The organism is Agrobacterium bohemicum (genome assembly GCF_001562555.1).
Taxonomy (GTDB): Bacteria; Pseudomonadota; Alphaproteobacteria; order Rhizobiales; family Rhizobiaceae; genus Agrobacterium; species Agrobacterium bohemicum.
In genome coordinates, this window is record NZ_KQ961027.1 from 110,036 (window position 1) to 129,906 (window position 19,871).

The 19,871-nt window shown below is 55.1% G+C and carries 17 protein-coding genes; 7 read left to right on the forward strand and 10 right to left on the reverse strand.

Translation table 11 applies throughout. The features are described from left to right. The first annotated feature begins 25 nt into the window (after positions 1-25). Genes ATO67_RS09780 through ATO67_RS09800 form a run of 5 tightly spaced genes read left to right on the forward strand, consistent with a single transcriptional unit; the run spans position 26 to position 4,960 of the window. Positions 26-904, forward strand: coding sequence for a carbohydrate ABC transporter permease (locus tag ATO67_RS09780; RefSeq protein ID WP_425352200.1), 879 nt, complete (start codon positions 26-28; stop codon positions 902-904). After that, a complete protein-coding gene (locus ATO67_RS09785; RefSeq protein WP_067647686.1) occupies positions 897-1,772 on the forward strand; it encodes a carbohydrate ABC transporter permease in 876 nt (291 codons plus the stop codon). The genes ATO67_RS09780 and ATO67_RS09785 overlap by 8 nt, the downstream gene beginning before the upstream one ends. 18 nt (positions 1,773-1,790) lie before the next feature. After that, positions 1,791-2,804 (forward strand): Gfo/Idh/MocA family protein, encoded by a 1,014-nt coding sequence (locus ATO67_RS09790; protein ID WP_067647689.1) that lies wholly within the window; start codon positions 1,791-1,793, stop codon positions 2,802-2,804. Beyond that, the gene (locus ATO67_RS09795) at positions 2,797-3,864 is read left to right on the forward strand and encodes a Gfo/Idh/MocA family protein (protein WP_067647692.1); all 1,068 of its coding nucleotides are present in this window, start codon (positions 2,797-2,799) and stop codon (positions 3,862-3,864) included. Before ATO67_RS09790 ends, ATO67_RS09795 begins: the two co-directional genes overlap by 8 nt. A 19-nt stretch (positions 3,865-3,883) precedes the next feature. Then, positions 3,884-4,960: an ABC transporter ATP-binding protein gene (locus tag ATO67_RS09800; RefSeq protein ID WP_067647695.1), complete on the forward strand. Its 1,077-nt coding sequence runs from the start codon at positions 3,884-3,886 to the stop codon at positions 4,958-4,960. A 13-nt stretch (positions 4,961-4,973) separates the two neighbouring features. Here the strand turns inward: ATO67_RS09800 and ATO67_RS09805 are convergent, their stop codons facing one another. Continuing rightward, positions 4,974-6,122 carry a PLP-dependent cysteine synthase family protein gene (locus ATO67_RS09805; protein ID WP_067647697.1) on the reverse strand — a complete coding sequence of 383 codons (1,149 nt, stop codon included), beginning with the start codon at positions 6,120-6,122 and terminating at the stop codon, positions 4,974-4,976. Positions 6,123-6,520: 398 nt separating this feature from the next. On the opposite strand from ATO67_RS09805, the gene ATO67_RS09810 reads away from it, so the two are divergent. Beyond that, positions 6,521-7,666: a fumarylacetoacetate hydrolase family protein gene (locus ATO67_RS09810; RefSeq protein WP_106404930.1), complete on the forward strand. Its 1,146-nt coding sequence runs from the start codon at positions 6,521-6,523 to the stop codon at positions 7,664-7,666. A gap of 66 nt (positions 7,667-7,732) precedes the next feature. Here the strand turns inward: ATO67_RS09810 and ATO67_RS09815 are convergent, their stop codons facing one another. Next, a complete protein-coding gene (locus ATO67_RS09815) occupies positions 7,733-8,548 on the reverse strand; it encodes a lytic murein transglycosylase (RefSeq protein WP_082760220.1) in 816 nt (271 codons plus the stop codon). A 195-nt stretch (positions 8,549-8,743) separates the two neighbouring features. Beyond that, positions 8,744-9,778 (reverse strand): aspartate-semialdehyde dehydrogenase, encoded by a 1,035-nt coding sequence (locus tag ATO67_RS09820; protein WP_067647703.1) that lies wholly within the window; start codon positions 9,776-9,778, stop codon positions 8,744-8,746. A 502-nt stretch (positions 9,779-10,280) separates the two neighbouring features. On the opposite strand from ATO67_RS09820, the gene ATO67_RS09830 reads away from it, so the two are divergent. Then, positions 10,281-12,167: an MFS transporter gene (locus tag ATO67_RS09830; protein WP_067647709.1), complete on the forward strand. Its 1,887-nt coding sequence runs from the start codon at positions 10,281-10,283 to the stop codon at positions 12,165-12,167. 70 nt (positions 12,168-12,237) lie between these two features. Here the strand turns inward: ATO67_RS09830 and ATO67_RS09835 are convergent, their stop codons facing one another. The 7 genes from ATO67_RS09835 to ATO67_RS09865 all read right to left on the reverse strand — a co-directional run bounded on the left by ATO67_RS09835 (position 12,238) and on the right by ATO67_RS09865 (position 19,781). Beyond that, entirely contained in the window at positions 12,238-13,644 is a 1,407-nt protein-coding gene (locus ATO67_RS09835; protein ID WP_067647712.1) for a mannitol dehydrogenase family protein, read from the reverse strand. A gap of 4 nt (positions 13,645-13,648) precedes the next feature. Then, positions 13,649-14,845, reverse strand: a complete 1,197-nt coding sequence (gene uxuA, locus ATO67_RS09840; RefSeq protein ID WP_067647715.1) for a mannonate dehydratase — start codon at positions 14,843-14,845, stop codon at positions 13,649-13,651. A 19-nt stretch (positions 14,846-14,864) separates the two neighbouring features. Continuing rightward, a complete protein-coding gene (locus ATO67_RS09845) occupies positions 14,865-15,914 on the reverse strand; it encodes an L-idonate 5-dehydrogenase (RefSeq protein WP_067647718.1) in 1,050 nt (349 codons plus the stop codon). Between the two features lie 68 nt (positions 15,915-15,982). Continuing rightward, complete coding sequence (locus tag ATO67_RS09850; RefSeq protein ID WP_067647721.1) at positions 15,983-17,389, reverse strand: TRAP transporter large permease; 1,407 nt, start codon at positions 17,387-17,389, stop codon at positions 15,983-15,985. A 4-nt stretch (positions 17,390-17,393) separates the two neighbouring features. Then, a complete protein-coding gene (locus ATO67_RS09855) occupies positions 17,394-17,966 on the reverse strand; it encodes a TRAP transporter small permease (protein ID WP_067647724.1) in 573 nt (190 codons plus the stop codon). A 62-nt stretch (positions 17,967-18,028) separates the two neighbouring features. Continuing rightward, positions 18,029-19,003 carry a sialic acid TRAP transporter substrate-binding protein SiaP gene (locus ATO67_RS09860; protein WP_067647727.1) on the reverse strand — a complete coding sequence of 325 codons (975 nt, stop codon included), beginning with the start codon at positions 19,001-19,003 and terminating at the stop codon, positions 18,029-18,031. A 76-nt stretch (positions 19,004-19,079) separates the two neighbouring features. Further along, positions 19,080-19,781 (reverse strand): FadR/GntR family transcriptional regulator, encoded by a 702-nt coding sequence (locus tag ATO67_RS09865; protein ID WP_067647730.1) that lies wholly within the window; start codon positions 19,779-19,781, stop codon positions 19,080-19,082. Positions 19,782-19,871: the final 90 nt, after the last annotated feature.

A 19,871-nucleotide genomic window follows, 5' to 3' on the forward strand; every position in this document is an offset into this window, starting at 1 on the left:
CCCAAGGCAAGGCCGACTGCGCAAGATGTTCGACCGCAACGTCCATGCATATGTCTTTCTGCTGCCTTGGCTAATCGGCTTTTTCGGGCTGACGCTTGGCCCGGCACTTGCGTCCCTGTACCTTTCCTTCACGAATTACGATCTGCTGCAATCACCCGATTGGGTTGGTGCGTCCAACTACGTTCGCATAGCAACAGCTGATCCCAAATTCGCTGCAGCCATGCAGGTGACTTTCACCTATGTCATATTGTCAGTGCCCTTAAAGTTGATGTTCGCGCTCATGGTCGCAATGGCGTTCAATCGCGGTATCAAAGGGCTGACCATGTACCGGGCGGTGTTCTATCTGCCGTCCCTGCTTGGTTCCAGCGTGGCCATCGCAGTTTTGTGGCGACAGCTGTTCGCGTCCGACGGCCTGGTCAACATGGTGCTGTGGCAGTTGTTTGGTTACGAGGGGCCAAGCTGGATTTCAAACCCCAACTATTCCATCTACACGCTGGTTATCCTGTCTGTCTGGCAGTTCGGATCGCCCATGATCATCTTTCTCGCCGGTCTTCGTCAGATTCCGCAGGATATGTATGAGGCCGCAGATATGGATGGTGCGGGCAAGGCGCGTCAATTCTTCCGCATCACGTTACCGTTGTTGACACCTGTGATATTTTTCAACGCCGTCATTCAGACAATCGATGCCTTCAAGGCTTTCACACCGGCCTTCATCATATCAGACGGGTCCGGCGGGCCTATCAATTCGACGCTGTTTTACACGCTGTATCTTTATCAGGAAGCCTTTGGTTTCTTCCGCATGGGCTACGCTTCGGCACTTGCGTGGATATTGGTTGTCATCATTTCGCTCTTTACCGCCTTTTCGTTTTTGAGCGCACGTTATTGGGTGCATTACGATGACTGATGCCGTTTCGTCTTTACGCCCTGGCCAGGGGGTTAACCGTCCGCTTTGGAAATCAGCCCTGTTGCACGTGGTGCTGATCGCCGCCTCCATTGCCATGATGTATCCGATCCTGTGGATGATTTCCGGGTCTTTCCGCCCGCAGGATGAACTTTTTGGTTCATCTTCACTCATCCCTTCTGCTGTCGATCTAGGTGGATATATTCGCGGCTGGACTGGCCTTCAGGTTTCCTTCGGCAAGTTCTTCTGGAACTCGTTCTTCATCTCGGTACTCGCAACGATAGGCAACGTAGCCGGTTGCTCTCTGGCAGCGTTCGCTTTTGCTCGCCTTCGTTTTGGCGGTCGGAATTTTTGGTTTGCAATGATGCTGGGCACGCTGATGCTGCCCTATCACGTGGTGCTGATCCCGCAATATATCCTGTTTCTGGAGATGGGCTGGGTCAACACGTCGCTGCCGTTGATCGTGCCGAAGTATCTGGCGACGGATGCCTTCTTCATCTTCCTTATGGTTCAGTTCTTCAGGGGTATTCCGCGTGAACTGGATGAGGCCGCATTGATGGACGGGTGCAGCCCCTTCCGCATCTACTGGAAAATCATGTTGCCGCTGTCATCTCCTGTTCTGGCAACTGCCGCGATATTTTCGTTTATCTGGACCTGGGATGATTTCTTCGGACCGCTGATCTACCTCAACGATATCAACACTTACACCGTGCAGCTCGGTCTTCGATCCTTCGTGGACAGTACCGGCAGCTCGGATTGGACGGCACTTTTTGCCATGTCCAACCTTTCGCTCGTTCCCGTTTTTCTCTTTTTCCTTTTCTTCCAGCGTCTCCTCATCGAAGGCATCGCCACCACAGGCATGAAGCGCTGAAACACCAAGGCATGGACAATGAAACCCGTTCGGTTTGCGACAATCGGTATCAACCACAATCACATCTTTGGACAGACGAGCTGCCTGTTGAATGCAGGGGCCGAGCTTGTTGGCTTTCACGCCGTGGAAGATGATCTCGCAAGTGAATACTCTGATGCGTTCTCCGGTGTGCCGCGCGTCGATGACAAACGCAGGCTGCTGGATGATCCGTCTGTCGACCTCATCATAACCGCCGCCATTCCGGATGAGCGCGCGCCCTTGGCGATTGAGGCCATGCGTGCTGGCAAGGATGTGATGACTGACAAGCCGGGTATGGTTACATTCGCCCAGTTGAATGAAGTGAGGAAAGTCCAGGTGGAGACAGGTCGGCTTTTTTCCGTCCTCTACTCCGAACATTTTGAAAACCGCGCCACCGTCAAGGCTGGCGAGCTTATCGCAGCCGGTGCAATCGGTAAGGTCGTTTCTACGGCAGGCTTCGGCCCGCACCGCCTGCGAGCGTCAACACGGCCGGAGTGGTTTTTCGACCGTGCGCGATATGGCGGTATCCTGGTTGATATCGCATCCCACCAATGCGAGCAGTTCCTATTTTTCACCAACTCCGATACGGCGGATATTCTCGCCGCAAAGGTCTCGAACCGCGCCAACCCACAATGGCCCGGCTTGCAAGATAGTGGAGATATTCATCTCTGCACCAAAGATGTGGATGGATTTATCCGTGTGGACTGGTTTACGCCGGATGGCCTGCCAAGTTGGGGGGATGGTCGACTTTTCATTACCGGCACTGAAGGTGCAATCGAAATCCGCAAGAACGTCGACATTGGGGGACGGGATGGCGGCAATCACCTGTTCCTTATCGATAAAAGCGGTGTGCAGCACATTGATTGTGCCAATGTAGCGCTACCCTACGGGCCGCAGCTTCTGTCCGATATTCGTAACCGCACAGAAACCGCCATGCCGCAGGCGCGCTGCTTTGCCGCCATGGAGCTTGCCTTGAAAGCGCAGCAGATGGCGGAGGGTCGCCACCATGGCTAAGCGATACAAGGTCGGCGTCATCGGTTGCGGCATTGGCCGATCCCACATTTCCGAGGGATATGCGATGCATCCGGATAAATACGAGGTGACTGTTCTGTGCGATCTTGATGAAGCGCGCCTGAACGCTGTTGCAGATGAATTCAACGTTGCTGGTCGTATCAAGTCCTCGGACGAATTGATGGCAATGCCTGACGTGGACATCATCGATATCTGCACACCGCCCGCCATCCACACAAAGCTTATTCTGCAGGCGCTTGCCGCGGGTAAACATGTCGTCTGCGAAAAGCCGCTGACGGGTTCGCTGGCCGAGCTGGATGATGTCGTTGCGGCTGAACAGATGGCAAAGGGCGTGTTGATGCCGATTTACCAGTATCGGTATGGTGATGGCGTTCAACAGGTGCGGCGCATCATCGAAAGTGGTCTCGCCGGAAAACCCTATGTCGGAACCGCAGAAACGCTGTGGAAGAGAAACGCTGCCTATTACGATAATCCATGGCGCGGGCGCTGGGCTACGGAACTTGGTGGTGTCTTGATGACCCACGCCATACACCTGCATGATATGCTCACATATCTCATGGGTCCTATAGACCGCGTGTTTGCCCGCACGGCCACCCTGGTCAACACAATCGAGGTTGAGGACTGTGTCTCTGCCAGCCTGTTGATGAAAAACGGTGCGTTGGTCTCACTTACCGCGACGCTGGGCTCTCAGGAAGAGATCAGCCGTTTGCGGCTGGCTTTCGAAAACGTGACCTTCGAGAGTAATCATTCCCCCTATTCGCCGGGTGACGGCCCTTGGCGCATCATTCCAGCCAATGACGAGATTGGCGCCAAAATCGGGGCGCTATTGGAGGGCATGCCCGCTGTTGGCCGCCGTTTCAACGGGCAGATGGAAGCCTTCTATCGCACGTTGGAAAAGGGTGAGAAGCCACCTGTTACGACAACGGACGCGCGCGGCTCGCTGGAACTCATAGCTGCGATCTATCACTCGAACGACATCAATTCCGACGTTGCCCTGCCGATCACGAAGGGTCACTCGAAATACATCAGCTGGCGACCGTAGGTTTGCCGGGAGGAACGATATGGCAAGTAGCATTACTCTTGAAAAAATCGTCAAACGCTTCGGCGCTTTCCCGGTCGTGCATGGCATCGATCTTCAGATAGAGCCGGGTGAGTTCACAGTTTTCGTCGGCCCATCCGGCTGCGGTAAATCGACACTTCTGCGGATGATTGCAGGGCTGGAAGAGATATCGGAAGGCGAGCTGCGGATTGATGGAGAGCGGGTCAACGAAACCGCTGCGTCCAAACGCGGTATAGCCATGGTGTTTCAGTCCTATGCGCTATACCCGCATATGAGCGTCTACAAGAATCTTGCCTTCGGGCTGGAAACGGCGGGCTATAAAAAGCCAGAGATCGAAGTTCGCGTCAAAAAAGCAGCGGATATTCTACAAATCAATCCTTTATTGCAGCGCAAGCCGAAGGCTCTCTCGGGCGGTCAGCGTCAACGTGTCGCCATTGGCCGCGCCATCGTTCGCGAACCCAAGATATTTCTGTTCGATGAACCGCTGTCCAACCTCGATGCGGAATTGCGTGTGCAGATGCGCGTCGAAATCGCCAAGCTTCACCAGACCCTTGGCAGCACCATGATTTATGTGACCCATGATCAGGTGGAAGCCATGACGATGGCCGACAAGATCGTGGTCCTGCGTGAAGGGCGCATCATGCAGGTCGGGCGTCCATTGGATCTTTATAACCATCCAGCCAACCAGTTCGTGGCGGGTTTTATCGGCTCTCCGAAAATGAATTTTCTGGCGACAAAACTGGTGACGTCGGACGCGTCGCGCCGCACCATAGAGATCGCCGGGCAGCAGATCGTCTTGGATCGCCCGCTTGAGGCTCAGGATGGCGAGGCTTTGACATTGGGTATTCGCCCGGAGCATATTCAGGCGCAGATGCAATCCGCCACCCTTGGTCAAGGCAACATTCAGCTTGTCGAGCATCTGGGTGGATCGACTGTCCTTTACACCAACACGGCGGATGGGCAGCCGGTGACAGTGTTGCTGGAAGGGCAGAAGCAGTTGCGCATGGGCGAAACCGTTCCGCTGTCCTTCGATCTCGCCAATGCCCACGTTTTCGGCACTGATGGGCGCAGGGTCTGAAAAAAGCCGCGCTTCAAAGCGCGGCTGCGCTCCCTATGATGCCTGCCTCGAACCTCTTGAATTCGCCGTGGTCGATGAAGGTTTCCAACATGTCGCGGTATGGCGTGATATCGATCTCGTTCTTCGCCAGCCAATCGGGATTGTAATAAGTGGCGGCGTAGCGGTCGCCGCTATCGCAAATCAAGGACACCAGCGAGCCCTTTTTGCCTTCCTTCATCATGTTTGCTGCAATCCAGCATGTCCCGAAGAAATTTGTGCCCGTGGAGCCTCCCACACGCCGGAACAGCCGGTCGGATAGGACATGCATTGCGGCGATGGAGGCCGCATCCGGTATCTTTATCATGTGGTCGATGACGCCAGGAATGAAGGACGGCTCGACCCTTGGGCGTCCAACACCTTCGATCCGAGATGGCGTGGGGCAGGTAATGTCACGGTCGCCCGACATATAGGACGCATAAAAGGCCGAATGCTCGACATCCACCACGCAAAGACGCGTGCGCAGGTTGCGATAGCGAATAAATCGGCCAATCGTCGCTGATGTGCCGCCCGTTCCCGCGTTCATCACCACCCATTCAGGCTCGGGATGCTCTTCGCTTTTCATCTGCTCGAAAATGGAATCTGCAATGTTGTTGTTGCCGCGCCAGTCGGTCGCCCGTTCGGCGTAAGTAAACTGGTCGAGATAATGCCCACTCGTTTCGGCCGCCACCCTTTCTGCAACGGTATAAACTTCCGAAGGGCGATCCACAAAATGGCACTTGCCACCAAAACGCTCGATGGCTTCGACCTTCTGCGGACTGGTGGAGTGTGGCATGACAGCAATGAATGGCAAATCGAGGAGGTGTGCGAAATAGGCCTCGCTAACCGCAGTGGAGCCCGAGGATGCCTCCACCAGCGTTGTCCCCTGTGCGATCTTGCCGTTGCAGATGCCATATAGAAAAAGCGAGCGCGCCAACCTGTGCTTGAGACTGCCGGTGGGGTGTGTGGACTCGTCTTTCAGATAGATCGAAATACCCCGTAACCCTTTGAAAACAGGTTTGACCAGATGTGTATCAGCAGAGCGGCGCCCATCTCCCTCCAAAATGCCGATGGCACGTCTCGCCCATTCACGATCCTCGCAGGCGGGCAGGGGAGAGAGGGGAGGAGTTGAGATGCACTCTGACATCAGAGTTGGTCCTTTTGCCGGGTGAGGAGCTTTAGTCGCTGTTTTCGGCGTGGAAGCTCTACATCACGTTTTGTCTATTTTTGAGTAGATTATCGGAATATATTTCTATTATTCTCCAATATATTAGAAATCATCGGTCGCCAAGCAAAAATTCCAGACCTCTTTATAGAGCTTGGCCTTTCCCTTGGTCGGCCGTTTACCGAAATATTAATAGTCAGGCGTGGCGGCGTGTCGGATGCATCTGTAGAGACAACTTTCTCTGAGTGCTGGACATCGGAAAAAAGCCCTAATAGACATAGGCAGGGAGAATTGTCAGACATTCTGACAACAGAAATAGCGTCGCTGAGAGCCGCGCTTTGACAGGGAAATGTGGAGGACTAACCTTGAAATCCGAACGTATGCTGCGCGCTGAAGCCATTTTGCCGACGGACGCGGCCGATGCTCTATTGGTTGGACGCGTATGGTCTAACACCAATGCCGGACCATGCCCGGTTATGATTTCTGATGGTCGGGTTCTCAATCTGACCAGTATTGCTGCCACAATGTCCGGTCTGCTCGAAACGGAAAATCTTGTCGATCGTTTGCGTCGACCTCTCGACTTGGCGGACCTGGGTGACCTCAATAGCTTTTTGTCAGGCGAGGCCGGTAAAATTCTCGCCCCCATTGATCTTCAGGCTGTGAAAGCTGCTGGCGTGACGTTCGCAGACAGCATGCTGGAACGTGTCATCGAAGAGCAGGCGAAGGGCGACCCGCGCCGCGCGCAGGACATCCGTGCCAAGCTCGCACCTATTCTTGGTGATAGCTTACGCGGGCTTGTCGCCGGTTCCGAACAGGCGGCGAAGGTCAAGAAACTTCTTCAGGATATGGGGCTGTGGTCGCAATATCTTGAAGTCGGCATCGGTCCGGATGCTGAAATTTTCACCAAATCCCAACCCATGTCATCTGTCGGATGCGGCGATCTCGTCGGCATTCATCCGATTTCGCAGTGGAATAATCCCGAGCCGGAAGTGGTTCTTGTACTGAGGTCCGATGGCACGATCGTTGGCGCGAGCCTAGGCAACGACGTGAATTTGCGTGATGTCGAAGGACGTTCAGCTCTGCTGCTGGGTAAGGCAAAAGACAACAATGCCTCCTGCTCCATAGGCCCTTTCATCAGGTTGTTTGATGAGGGTTTCACGATGGAACACCTGCGCCGCGTGCGTGTCGCTCTTGAAGTGCACGGCGAGGATGGATTTGAAATGACCGGTGAGAGCCCGATGGAGGCTATCAGTCGCTCGCCGGAAAGCCTTGCCTCACAACTCATGAACCGAAACCATCAGTACCCTGATGGTGCCGTGCTTTTCCTGGGTACGATGTTTGCCCCGGTCAAGGATCGGCGCGGTGCGGGAGAGGGCTTCACCCATGAGGTCGGTGATCGCGTCGAAATCTCGACTGCGAAGCTTGGCCGCCTTGTTAACTGGGTGGAACGCACGGATGTCTGCCCGCAGTGGACGTTCGGCGTCAGTGCGCTCATCCGCAATCTGGCTGGCCGAAATCTGTTGTGATGAAATCATAGGCACGGCAGGTCGGGATGTGTGGTCCCGACCTGCCGCGTGATGCACCGGCTCGAATTATTGGCCGTCGATGGCCTTGCCGATATAGGCGATAGCCTGCTGGTAGACGCTTGCGGCGTTCCAGCCCTGAATCGCGGAGAAATTCGTTTGGCCCTGCTGATATCCGGCGCCGCGCTGCCAGCCGTGGCCCACGAGGAAATTCGCGGTCGAGGCCAGAGCATCAGCGCGTGAGCCGACGAGATCAATACGACCATTGCGGTCGAAATCGACGCCATAGCGGACGACGTTGAGGGGCAGGAACTGCGTCTGGCCGATTTCGCCGTGTGCTGCGCCCTTAGCGGTTACGCTCAAATTGCCGCTGCCAACCAGTTTCAAAGCCGCATACAACTGCTCGGTAAAATAGTCGGAACGACGGCAGTCGTAGGAAAGTGTGGCAACTGCAGACAGCGTATGCTGGTTGCCCAGGAAACCACCAAAGCCGGTTTCCATGCCCCAGATCGCCAGAAGCGGACCGGCAGGAACGCCGTAGGCACGTTCGATATTGGCAAACAGGGCAGCGTTGTTCTTCTTCATCGCCTTTCCGCGAGAGATGATCGCCTGACCGCCGCGCTTTTGCATGAACTGGTCGAAGGAAAGCTTGAAGCTGTGCTGACCACGGTCTGCGCTGATTGTCGGCCTGTTATACGAGACATTCGAGAATGCACGGTCTAGAACGGAAGCGCTGACGCCACGACCTGCTGCCTCCTGCTTGAACGCGCCGACCCAGGCGTCAAAGCCTGCCGATGTGTTGCCGCACTGCGCCGCCAGAACCGGCGTGGCCGCAAATGCGGCAACCATAACTGCGCCAACGGAAAAAGCTTTTAGTGCCCGCATCAGAATCTGCCTTCAATATGTCTTGGGATCATGCCCTAACTCGGTCACCACTTGACTGAGACGTCGTGTGTTTCAGCCTGCCTGTCGATATCATAACCGGCAAATAAACTGCCCGTGATAAGCAACTCAACTGAAAACCCGTCCATCCCGCAGTGGAATAGACGGGTTATAGTTAATAGTTGTTAAAAAACAGTATCAGGCTGCTTCTTTGCGCGGCTTGATCAGGCCGCGATTGACCAGAAGCTCGGCAATCTGAATCGCGTTGAGCGCAGCGCCCTTGCGCAGATTGTCTGAAACGACCCAGATATTCAGGCCATTTTCAACGGTTGCGTCTTCGCGAATACGCGAAATATACGTTGCATCTTCGCCTGCGCACTCGACCGGTGTGATGTAGCCACCGTCTTCATGCTTGTCGATGACGAGGCAACCCGGTGCTTCGCGCAGGATATCGCGAGCCTGATCGGCAGTGATTTCGTTTTCGAATTCGATGTTCACAGATTCCGAATGACCGATAAAGACAGGAACGCGCACTGCGGTGCAGGTAACCTTGATCTTCGGGTCCAGCATCTTTTTGGTTTCTGCCAGAACCTTCCACTCTTCCTTCGTGTAGCCGTCTTCCATGAACACATCGATATGCGGAATGACGTTGAAGGCGATGCGCTTGGTGAACTTCTTGGTTTCGACAGGATCGGCCACGAAAACGGCGCGGGTCTGCTGGAACAGTTCGTCCATGCCTTCCTTACCGGCACCGGATACGGACTGGTAGGTGGAGATGACGACCCGCTTGATCTGGGCGGCGTCATGCAACGGCTTCAACGCAACGACGAGCTGTGCTGTCGAGCAATTCGGGTTGGCAATGATGTTGCGCTTGCGGAAACCTTCGATGGCATCGGCGTTTACTTCAGGAACGATCAAAGGAACATCCTGATCGTAGCGCCATGCCGAGGAATTATCGATAACGACGCAACCCTGCGCACCGATCTTTGGTGACCACTTCTTGGAAACATCGCCGCCTGCCGACATCAGGCAGATATCTGTCGTGGAGAAATCGTAGTTCTCCATGTTGGAGACTTTTAGCGTGCGATCGCCGTAGGACACTTCAGTGCCTTGGCTACGGGCTGACGCCAAAGCGACGACCTCGTCTGCCGGAAACCCGCGTTCGGAAAGGATATTGAGCATTTCACGACCGACATTGCCGGTGGCGCCTACGATTGCAACTTTGAAACCCATGATAAGTTCTCTTTCTGCCTCTCCTCGTTTCTGGTGAGGGGGAACCCGCAAGTCTGCGGTTTCCTTCTTCCCCGACCAAACCGGGGAGAGAGCGGCGGGCCAGAGACGTCAGACGGTTTTAATCGTCGTTTTGGCCGTAATTCGGATGGAGTAAGCAAGGCGCGAACGATCACCGGCAAATCCTGCCGGGTTCTGCATGACAACCATGTCGTGGACATGTCCTATCAAAATCGTGCTCCTTTTCTTGGCAAAGCTATTATGGTGTTTCGATTTTCTGTCAAGCTCAAACCGCCTGCAATTCCGTTCAGTAGTGCGCAAAGGTGCAATCAGCAGGAACATAGTCTGTAGTCGTCATTAGACTAAAGTCATAAGCCGAAAGCATCGCTCTTCCTTTCATTAATTTTCTGTCACTCTGTCCACAGGTGCATCGCACTGTCAGGGCAGCTTGTGGGTGAGTCGAGCTGCTGCGATGTGTCATTTTGATATCTGTGGAGGACAGAGAATGGCGAATGTAGCAGTCGCTGCCAGCGAAAAAGCCCGTCCGATGACGGGCGAAGAGAAGAAAGTGATTTTCGCTTCTTCTCTTGGAACAGTCTTCGAATGGTACGATTTTTATCTTTATGGCTCCTTGGCCATCTATATTGGCGCGAACTTCTTTAGCCAGTATCCAGAAACAACACGCAACATCTTTGCTTTGCTTGCCTTCGCCGCGGGCTTTCTCGTTCGCCCGTTCGGCGCTTTGGTGTTTGGACGTCTGGGCGATCTCGTGGGTCGCAAATACACGTTCCTCGTCACGATCCTGATCATGGGCCTGTCGACCTTCCTCGTGGGCGTTCTGCCGAATGCCTCGCAGATCGGTATCGCGGCACCCATCATCCTCATCATCCTGCGCATGTTGCAGGGTCTGGCTCTTGGTGGTGAATATGGCGGCGCGGCAACCTATGTGGCCGAACATGCGCCCAATGGCCGTCGCGGCTACTACACGTCGTGGATTCAGACGACAGCAACGCTTGGTCTCTTCTTGTCGCTGATCGTCATTCTCGGCGTGCAGTTTGCATTGGGCCGTGAAGCTTTCGCCGACTGGGGCTGGCGTATTCCGTTCCTGTTGTCGGTTATTCTGCTGGGTGTTTCGGTCTGGATTCGTCTGAAGATGAGTGAATCGCCTGCTTTCATGAAGATGAAGGCAGAAGGCACCACTTCAAAGGCACCTCTCAGTGAAGCTTTTGGCCAATGGAAAAACGCCAAGATCGCAATCATCGCGCTCGTCGGTGCGGTCATTGGTCAGGCAGTGGTATGGTACACCGGCCAGTTTTACGCTCTGTTCTTCTTACAAAGCATTCTGAAGGTAGACGGACAGTCGGCCAACATCATGGTTGCCTGCGCCCTCATTCTCGGCACCGGTTTCTTCGTGCTGTTCGGATGGCTCTCCGACAAGATCGGTCGCAAGCCGATCATCATGGCCGGTCTCGTGTTGGCGATGCTGACATACTTCCCGTTGTTCAAGGCGCTGACATGGGCAGGTAACCCAGCACTTGCTCAGGCTCAGGCTACGGTTCGCGCGACAGTGACAGCCGCTCCAGGCGATTGCCGTTTCCAGTTCAACCCAACCGGCACGGCTAAATTCACCACGTCTTGCGATATCGCAACGGCGTTCCTGACCAAGAACTCTGTACCTTATGATGTCGTGGATGGCCCTGCGGGACAACCGGCTACAGTCAAGATCGGCGATGCGATCATTCCGAGCTATGATGCCGTTGCCGCCGGTGCCAACGCAGCCGGAAACGACCGCACCTTCCAGAAGCAAGTCAACATTGCGCTTCAAGATGGTGGCTATCCCTTGGTTCGCGGCGCCGCTCAGGTCCCAGCAGCAAAGCTTGATGCATTTATTGCTGCAAACCCGGAACTCGGCCTAAACGCCGATGCCGTGCGGGCAACGCCTGCCAAGACTGTCCCAGGCGATAAGCTGGTGGCTGACAAGTTGCTGACGCCAGCTGAACTGAATGGTGCGACCGAGATGGCAGTCTACACTGTTGGTGGCGGCGGAGCCTTCGCCATGGTTGCCGATCCGGCGGCCGTGAACTGGATCGCCATCATCGCGGTTCTGACCGTCCTCGTCATCTACGTAACGATGGTCTACGGCCCGATTGCCGCGCTGCTGGTCGAACTGTTCCCGACCCGCATTCGTTACTCCGGCATGTCCTTACCATACCACATTGGTAACGGCTGGTTTGGTGGACTTCTCCCTGCAACCGCATTCGCAATGAGTGCCGCCAAGGGTGATATCTACTACGGCCTCTGGTACCCGATCATCTTCGCAGGCATCACGCTGGTTGTCGGCTTGCTGTTCCTGCCGGAAACCAAGGACCGCGACATTCACAAAATGGAGTAATCCGCGCAATGAAAGAAAAACCCGGCGAAGATCTCGCCGGGTTTTTTTTATTACTTACCAGTCCCGCAATTCAGGGCAATAATTTTGCCAGTTCACGATTGACCAAGTCGCGCCAAGTGCGGTTTTGAACAAGTTCGGACAGGAATAAACCTTCGATAGCAAAGAAGGATGCGGAAGGGTCGGCGTTGTCAATCTGCCTGGCTGCTGCCAGTATCTCGGAGCTGCGCGGATCATTGAGGTCGCCACGCTTGTGAACGGACGCAATCCACAGAGCCACGACATATGCGAACTCGGCAGCATCTCTGCCGGCAACCAAGGCTTCTGCCGCCGCCGCGAGTATACGTTGGGGCAGCTTCTGGCTTGTATCCATCGCGATCTGTTCGTTCCGGTGGGCGATCGTCGGGTTCGAGAAGCGTTCAAGCAGTTCATTCCGATAGGACGGAAGATCGATGCCTGGAACAGGATCAAGTGTATCTGTAGCCGCTTCCATGTGCTGCCTAACCTTTTCCACGAACGCAGGCACCGCCATCACATCACGTACGAACTCCAGATCATGCAGAATTCCCAGATGTGCGATCAATGTGTGCGAACCGTTGAGAAGTCGGAGCTTCATGTTTTCGTAGGGCTCGACAGATGGTGCGAAAACGGCTCCTGCCGCTTCCCACTGGGGACGGCCTGAGACAAAATCATCCTCGATGACCCATTGCAGAAAGGGCTCGGTTTCCAAGGCGAGCTGGTCTTCAGCACCTAGCAGACGGGCGGCACGTTTTCGCGTCTCGTCGGTTGCAGCGGGCACGATGCGGTCCACCATGCTGCAAGGGAATTTGCCTTTGTTTGCAATCCAGTGTGCCAATTCTGGATCACGCCGCTCTGCCATATCAAGTACCAGACGGCGCACAACATGCCCGTTGGACGGAAGATTGTCGCAGCATAGGACTGTGAAGGGTAAGACACCTAGCTCGCGCCGTCTTGCAAGGCCTTCAACCAGAAAGCCGATAGCGCCGACCGGAGCATGCGGGTTAGCTATGTCGGCAGCAACTGACGGATGTTTGAGGTCTAGCCCACCGGTTACAGGATCGAGGCCGTAAGCCTTTTCGCTGACGGTTAAGGTTACAACACGGATATGGGCATCGGCGAGATAGTTCAGGACATCCTCGCCTCGCTCTGCAGCGCAAAGCCAGTCGACCGTTACGCCGATGACCTCTGCCTTGTCTCCCTCTGCGCTGCGGGTGATGATGGAATAAAGTCCGTCCTGTTCGGCCAGCGACTGAACGGGCTCAGGTGAGCGTAGATTGACAGCAACGATCCCCCAGGGGCCGAAGTTATGCTCCAACGCTTTTTGCGTGTAGACGGCCTGATGAGCGCGGTGGAAAGCGCCAAGGCCGATATGCACGATCCCAGGTTTCAGCGTTTTACGGTTGAAAGCGGGGGCAGTCACGCTTTCTCGCAAGCTCGTGAGTGAAGACAGTCTATCCATGGTACTATACTCGACCGTAACTTGGGTGAAGAAGGGAGCGCTCGATGCCGCGCAGTTCGGCAAGGCCTTTCAGGCGGCCAATGGCTGGATAACCAGGCTGTGCACCGCGGGAGAGATCATCCAGAATTTCCTGTCCGTGATCGGGGCGCATGGCGATGCGATGGTCTTGGCGACCTTCCGCCCGTCTGCGCTTTTCCTCTTCAAGCAGCACTGCGATGACGGCGACCATGTCTGTTCCACCCTCCAGATGTTCATCCTCGAAAAAGGAGCACGGCACAGTATCAGTATCGCGCGTGACATTCCGCAGATGCACGAAGTGAATGCGGTCTGCGAATGTCTTTGCAATGAAGGGCAGGTCATTGTCATCTCGTGCGCCGAGCGAACCGGTGCAGAGCGTAACGCCATTTGCTCTGCTATCAACCTGTCCTAACATATGCGCGTAATCGGCCTGAGTTGACAGAATGCGCGGCAGACCGAGAAGTGGCCAAGGTGGATCGTCACCATGGGCGCAAAGGTTGATGCCCACCTCCTGGGCCACCGGAACGACCTGCGACAGGAAGTCGATCAGATTGGATTGAAGTTTCAAACGGTCGACGCCCTGATAGGTCCGCAGTTTCTCCAGAAGCTGATCGAGGGTGTAACCATCCGCCGAGCCAGGAAGACCCGCTCCTATGTTGAGCCCCAAAGCGATGATCTTGGTATCCGGCATCTCGGAAAACCGTATCGATGCCTCCTCAACCAACCAATCAGGATAATCATCCCTGGCATCTGGACGTTTGAGAATGTCGATGTCGAAAGCAGCGAAATCCGTCAGATCAAACCGCATGGCTTTTGCACCGTGACGGGTTTCCCAACGCAAGTCCGTACGTGTCCAGTCCAGTACCGGCATGAAGTTGTAGCAAACGGTGCGAATGCCGCTCGCTGACAGGCACCGCAGTGTCTCCTGCCAGTTGGCGATGTGGGCTTTCCAGTCTCCGGTCTGGGTTTTGATGTCTTCCGACACCGGGACGCTTTCCACCACATCCCAGTAAAGCCCGCCTTGCTTTATCTCCTGATGGCGCTTGTCGATCTCATCCACGGGCCAGACAGCCCCAGTTTCGATGTGATGCAGCGCGCTGACGATGCCCTCAGCGCCCGCTTGAGCAGCGTCTCGTACAGATACCTTGTCCACCGGTCCAAACCAGCGCCATGTATGCTTCATGCTTGTAGTCCTCTAAAAATCAATGGCCTTGGCCAAACGTGATCTGCACCTTGCATGCAACAGACCTATCGCCAGCTTGCTCGAAAGCTTCGACTGCGCTCTCCAGCGGAAATTCATGAGAAATGATCGGCCGCACATCGATGGCACGGGACGAGATCAGTTTTACCGCCTCGCCGAACTCACTGTCGAAGCGCTGGGAACCGCGCCAGATGATTTCCTTGCCCACCAATGCGTTGAGCGGAATGGTTATATCCCCGGTTACGCCGACCTGCACGAGAGTCCCGCGTGGCTTTATGACAGCGAAGGCAGAACGCAAAGCGGGGCCTGCGGCAGAACAATCAAACACCACATCGAATGTTCCCTTGTTCTTCTGATAGGGGGCGAGACCATCCCGGTCGGACGCTACGTTAATAACATGTGTGGCACCCATGGCCGGTGCGCGTGCCAATGCGCCATCGGCCAGATCGGTGACGACGATTTCGGAGGCGCCAGCGTGTTTGATGGCAGCTACCGTCAGCAAGCCGATGGGTCCGGCACCTGTGACGAGAACCTGTTTACCCGAGAGGTCGCCCGCCTGCGCTACCGCGTGCAGGCATACGGCCAGAGGCTCGGCGCAAGCGGCCTCCGCCGGTGTTGTGTCGCTACCGCATGCGAAACATTGTTGCGCGGGCACCACCAGCCAGTCTCGAAACATGCCTTGTTCATGCGGAAGGCGCATGGCGCTGCCCATGAAGCGCATGTCGAGGCAATGGATCGGCCGGTCGATTTCGCAGTAGTGGCATTTACCACAGGGCTGTGACGGATTGATTGCGACGAGCGCCCCAAGTGCCAGATCACTGACGCCTTGCCCTAGGGACTCGATATAGCCGGAGGCTTCATGGCCCGAAATAATGGGCTCACGGACCTGAACAGGGCCGAAGCCGCCGTCTTGATAATAATGCAGATCGGAACCGCAAATGCCACCTGCGGCCATGCCCAACAGCACCTCGCCGGCCCCGGGTTTTGGCACATCCTGGGTTTCGACCTTGATGGATTTTTTGCCGTAAAGACGCGCTACGCGAGTGAGCATGCGGTTGCTTTCTGTCTTGCCAAGAGAATGGTAAGCCCGCGCGGTAAACGCACGGGCTTGGTTGTGTGTTAGCGGATCAGCCCCATTTCAGTCGGCAGCCACAAAGTAATTGCCGGAATGAAGGTGATAAGAATAAGCGCCAAGAACAGTGGCACCAACCAGGGCAGAATGGCCATCGTCGTTCGCTCGACCGAAAGTTTGGCGACACGCGATAGGACAAACAACACCATGCCAAGCGGTGGGTGCAACAGGCCGATCATAAGGTTCAACGTCATGATCAGTCCGAAATGCACCGGATCGATATCGAACTGCAGCACCAGCGGCAGAAGGATCGGCACAAGAATTGTGATCGCCGCAATCGTATCCAGGAAGCAGCCTACGAATAGCATGAGGATATTGACCAATATCAGGAATATCCATTTGCTGTCTGTCAGAGTCAAAATGGCCGTCGAAAGAAGCTGCGCGGCCTGACTGACCGTCAATAGCCACGCGAAGACGGAAGCTGCCGCCACGATGAACAATACAGCCGCTGTCGTCTCGATGGTGTCGAAGGAGGCTTTTGCCAGCGTTTTGAACGTCATGGTGCGGTACCGCACAAGACCGAGAAAGAGTGACCACAACACGGCAGCAACGGCCGCTTCGGTAGGCGTGAACCAGCCCATTGTCATGCCGCCAATAAGAATGACTGGCGTCATAAGCGCCATGACAGCGGAAAAATCGAAATACCAGTCACACGCAATCAAAACCGCCAGCACGATGCAGATGGCAAAGTTCAGCGACATTCCGAACATGGTCAACACATAGACGCTGATCGGCACCAGCAGAACGATCAAGACTTCCAGTGAGGCGCCGAAAATCGTGCGAAGACTGAATGGCGTGTCTGAGCCCCAATTTTTGATATAAGCGAAAACCGTCACCGTGATCATCATCAGCAGCGTCATGACGACGCCTGGAACGATGCCCGCCATGAACAGAGCGCCGATGGAGACATTGGCCATCATGCCGTAGATCACAAAGGGCAAGGATGGCGGAAAGATCGGCCCCAGCGTGGCGGATGCAGCCGTGACGCCGACGGCGGCCTCGACCGGGTAGCCATGATCCTTCATCGCTTTGATTTCGATTGTGCCAATACCGGCAGCGTCGGCAAGGGCTGTACCCGACATGCCGGAGAAGATAACGGACCCGATGATGTTGACCTGCGCAAGGCCGCCCTTCATCCACCCAACGAGAGCAACGGCGAAGGAGTAGATGCGACCGGTAACACCGGCGCTGTTCATCAAATTACCGGCCAGAATGAAGAATGGTACCGCAAGCAGTGGAAAGCTCTCGACACCGGCGATCATGCGCTGTGCGGCAATGATATCTGGGGCGACATTATAAAAGAGAATATAGGCCAGTGACGAAACGGCCATGGACATGGCAACGGGCAGACCGATGACCATCAAGACGAGGAAGGAACCTATCAGCAACAACATGGCATCAATCTCCCACGCTCTGGAATTCTTCAGGGCGTTCCAGCACGGAGTAACCACGACGAAGATTTGCGACGAATACCTGGATGGACCGCAGGAACATCAGGACGAATGCGGCGAAGACGGTGTAGAAAACGATACCGCGCGGCAGTGCCACAGTGACCATTTCTTCGTCCGCAACGATTTCCAGGTAACGCCACATCAGCCATGACATATAAGCAAAGAAGCCGATACGCAGCACGTCCACCAACAAGGACATGACACGCGTCAGGCTAGGCGGCAGATAGTGATAGAGCACATCGACCTGGATGTGGCGCGACATGCGTACGCACATGACGGACCCCATGAACACGACGCCGATCAGGCAATTGACCGCAATTTCCTCGGTCCAGGCATAGCTGTCATTCAAGACGTAGCGTGTGAAAAACTGTAGGAAGACGCAGGCCGTCATGACCCAGAACAGGGCGAGGGTAAGCCAGTCTTCGAAGGAATAGATGGAAAGGTCGGTTTCCAGAGGCGCTTCATCGAACGTATGGGCAAGCTCCTCAGGGGTTACCTGATTATGGATTTCGCGCGACATTGTATTATCCCAGCTGAGAAGAAAAGGGCGGCGCGGCTTTCAAAGCCGCGCCGGAGACGGGACTACTGGATGGCGCGAATGGCTTCCCAATCGGACTTTTCGTAACCGAAGTCTTCGAACTTCACCTTTTCGAGGACGTTCTTCTCGAAGTCTGCCTTATCGACTTCCGTGACCGTCAAACCACGCTTCTTGAATTCGTCGACCAGCGCGTTTTCTCGGCCTTCTATAATTTTGGTGGTTTTGGTTGCTGCTTCCTGCATGACATCTACGAAAATTTTCTTGTCTTCGTCGGAAAGGCTTGCCCAGCGGCTTTTGGAGATCACGGTATTGAGGTGATCGACGATGTGCCCGGTCAGCACGATGTTCTTCTGAACTTCGAAGAACTTTTTCGCCTCGATGGTCGTCAGCGGGTTTTCCTGCGCATCGACCGTGCCGTTCTGAAGGGCGAGATAGACTTCGGCAAAAGCAATCGGTGTGGTGTTGGCGCCGCAGGCGCGTGGCATCGCCAGATAGGCCGGAACATCGGGAACACGCATTTTCACGCCGGCGAGGTCGGCGCATGTCGCGATCGGTTTGTTGGCGGTAGTGTGACGGGTACCGTAGTAGCTCACGGCAGCGATGACATTGCCGGTCTTGTCTTCATAACCTTTGGCAAGACGCTTGAAGACATCGCTTTTGGTGTAGGCGATCAGGTGCTCTGGATTGCGGAAGATGTAGGGGAAATAGGTCACGCCGATCGGCTTGTAATCACGCGCGGCAAAACTGGAACCGGAGATGACCATATCCACTGTTCCCAGTTTAAGGCCCTGATTGATATCCGCTTCTTTTCCGAGCTGCGAGGCCGGGAACACGTCGATTTTGTATCGACCTTCCGTACGCTTCTCGATTTCTTTGGCAGCCCATACGGATTCCGTGTGGAACGGCTCGCTGGTTTCATAAACATGCGCCCATTTCAGCGCCGTCTGTGCCTGCGCTGAAAGTGCAGATGCCATGACCATGGCCGTTGCGCCAAGCAAGCTGGTTATTCTTGATATCATTGGTTTTCCTCCCGGATTAAGATCTCATGTCTGTTTTCCGGCTTCGCCCTCTCTCCTGGCGAAGCCATCTTTTTCCTTACGGCTCCTCCCCGAAGCTTTCGGAAAATCTCTTTTGCGACAGCTTCAAATGCTGTCGCATCGCATCCCGCGCGCCACTTGCGTCATTGGCTGCAATCGCGTTGCGTATGATCGTGTGTTCCTCCAGCGCCGCGCGCCAGGTATGCGGACCCTCGAAATGCGCCGCCAAGCGCTCGAAATAGGGCGTCATTCGCCTATCGAAGATGTGGCCTGTAAAATTGTGAAGCGTGGCGTTGCCAATGATATCTGTGATGCCGGTATGAAATGCGCGGTCCTGGACCAGCATCTTGACCGGATCGCCAATCGCGCTCTCCATGCGGCGAAGGCATTCATCCAGGATTGCGATATGATCCGCGTTTGCCAGTCTCGCAGCTTCTTCGGCAATTGCGCTTTCGATGATGCTGCGCGCCCGGAGAATTTCAAACGGGCCGTCGCTCTCATCCACCGATAAGACTGGGGGTACAGCATTGGGTCGCTGGCTAACGTAAACGCCGGAACCCATTCGTATCTGAATGTAACCTTCTACTTCCAGAACGATCAGTGCTTCGCGCACGGTAGGTCGAGATACCGCGAACCGTTCGGCAAGATCGCGCTCTGCGGGAAGTTTTGCACCAAGGGCAATTTCTCCCGTTTCTATAAGCGCTCGTATCTGGTCCGCAACCTGTCTATGCAGGCGACGCGGTTCCAAAGCGACAAACATGTGAAACCTCCCAACCCATCATCCCAAATGCGCTTTGGTAAAGTGGTCTTACCAATCGCATTAACTAAGTCTAATGGGAACGGAAAGTCA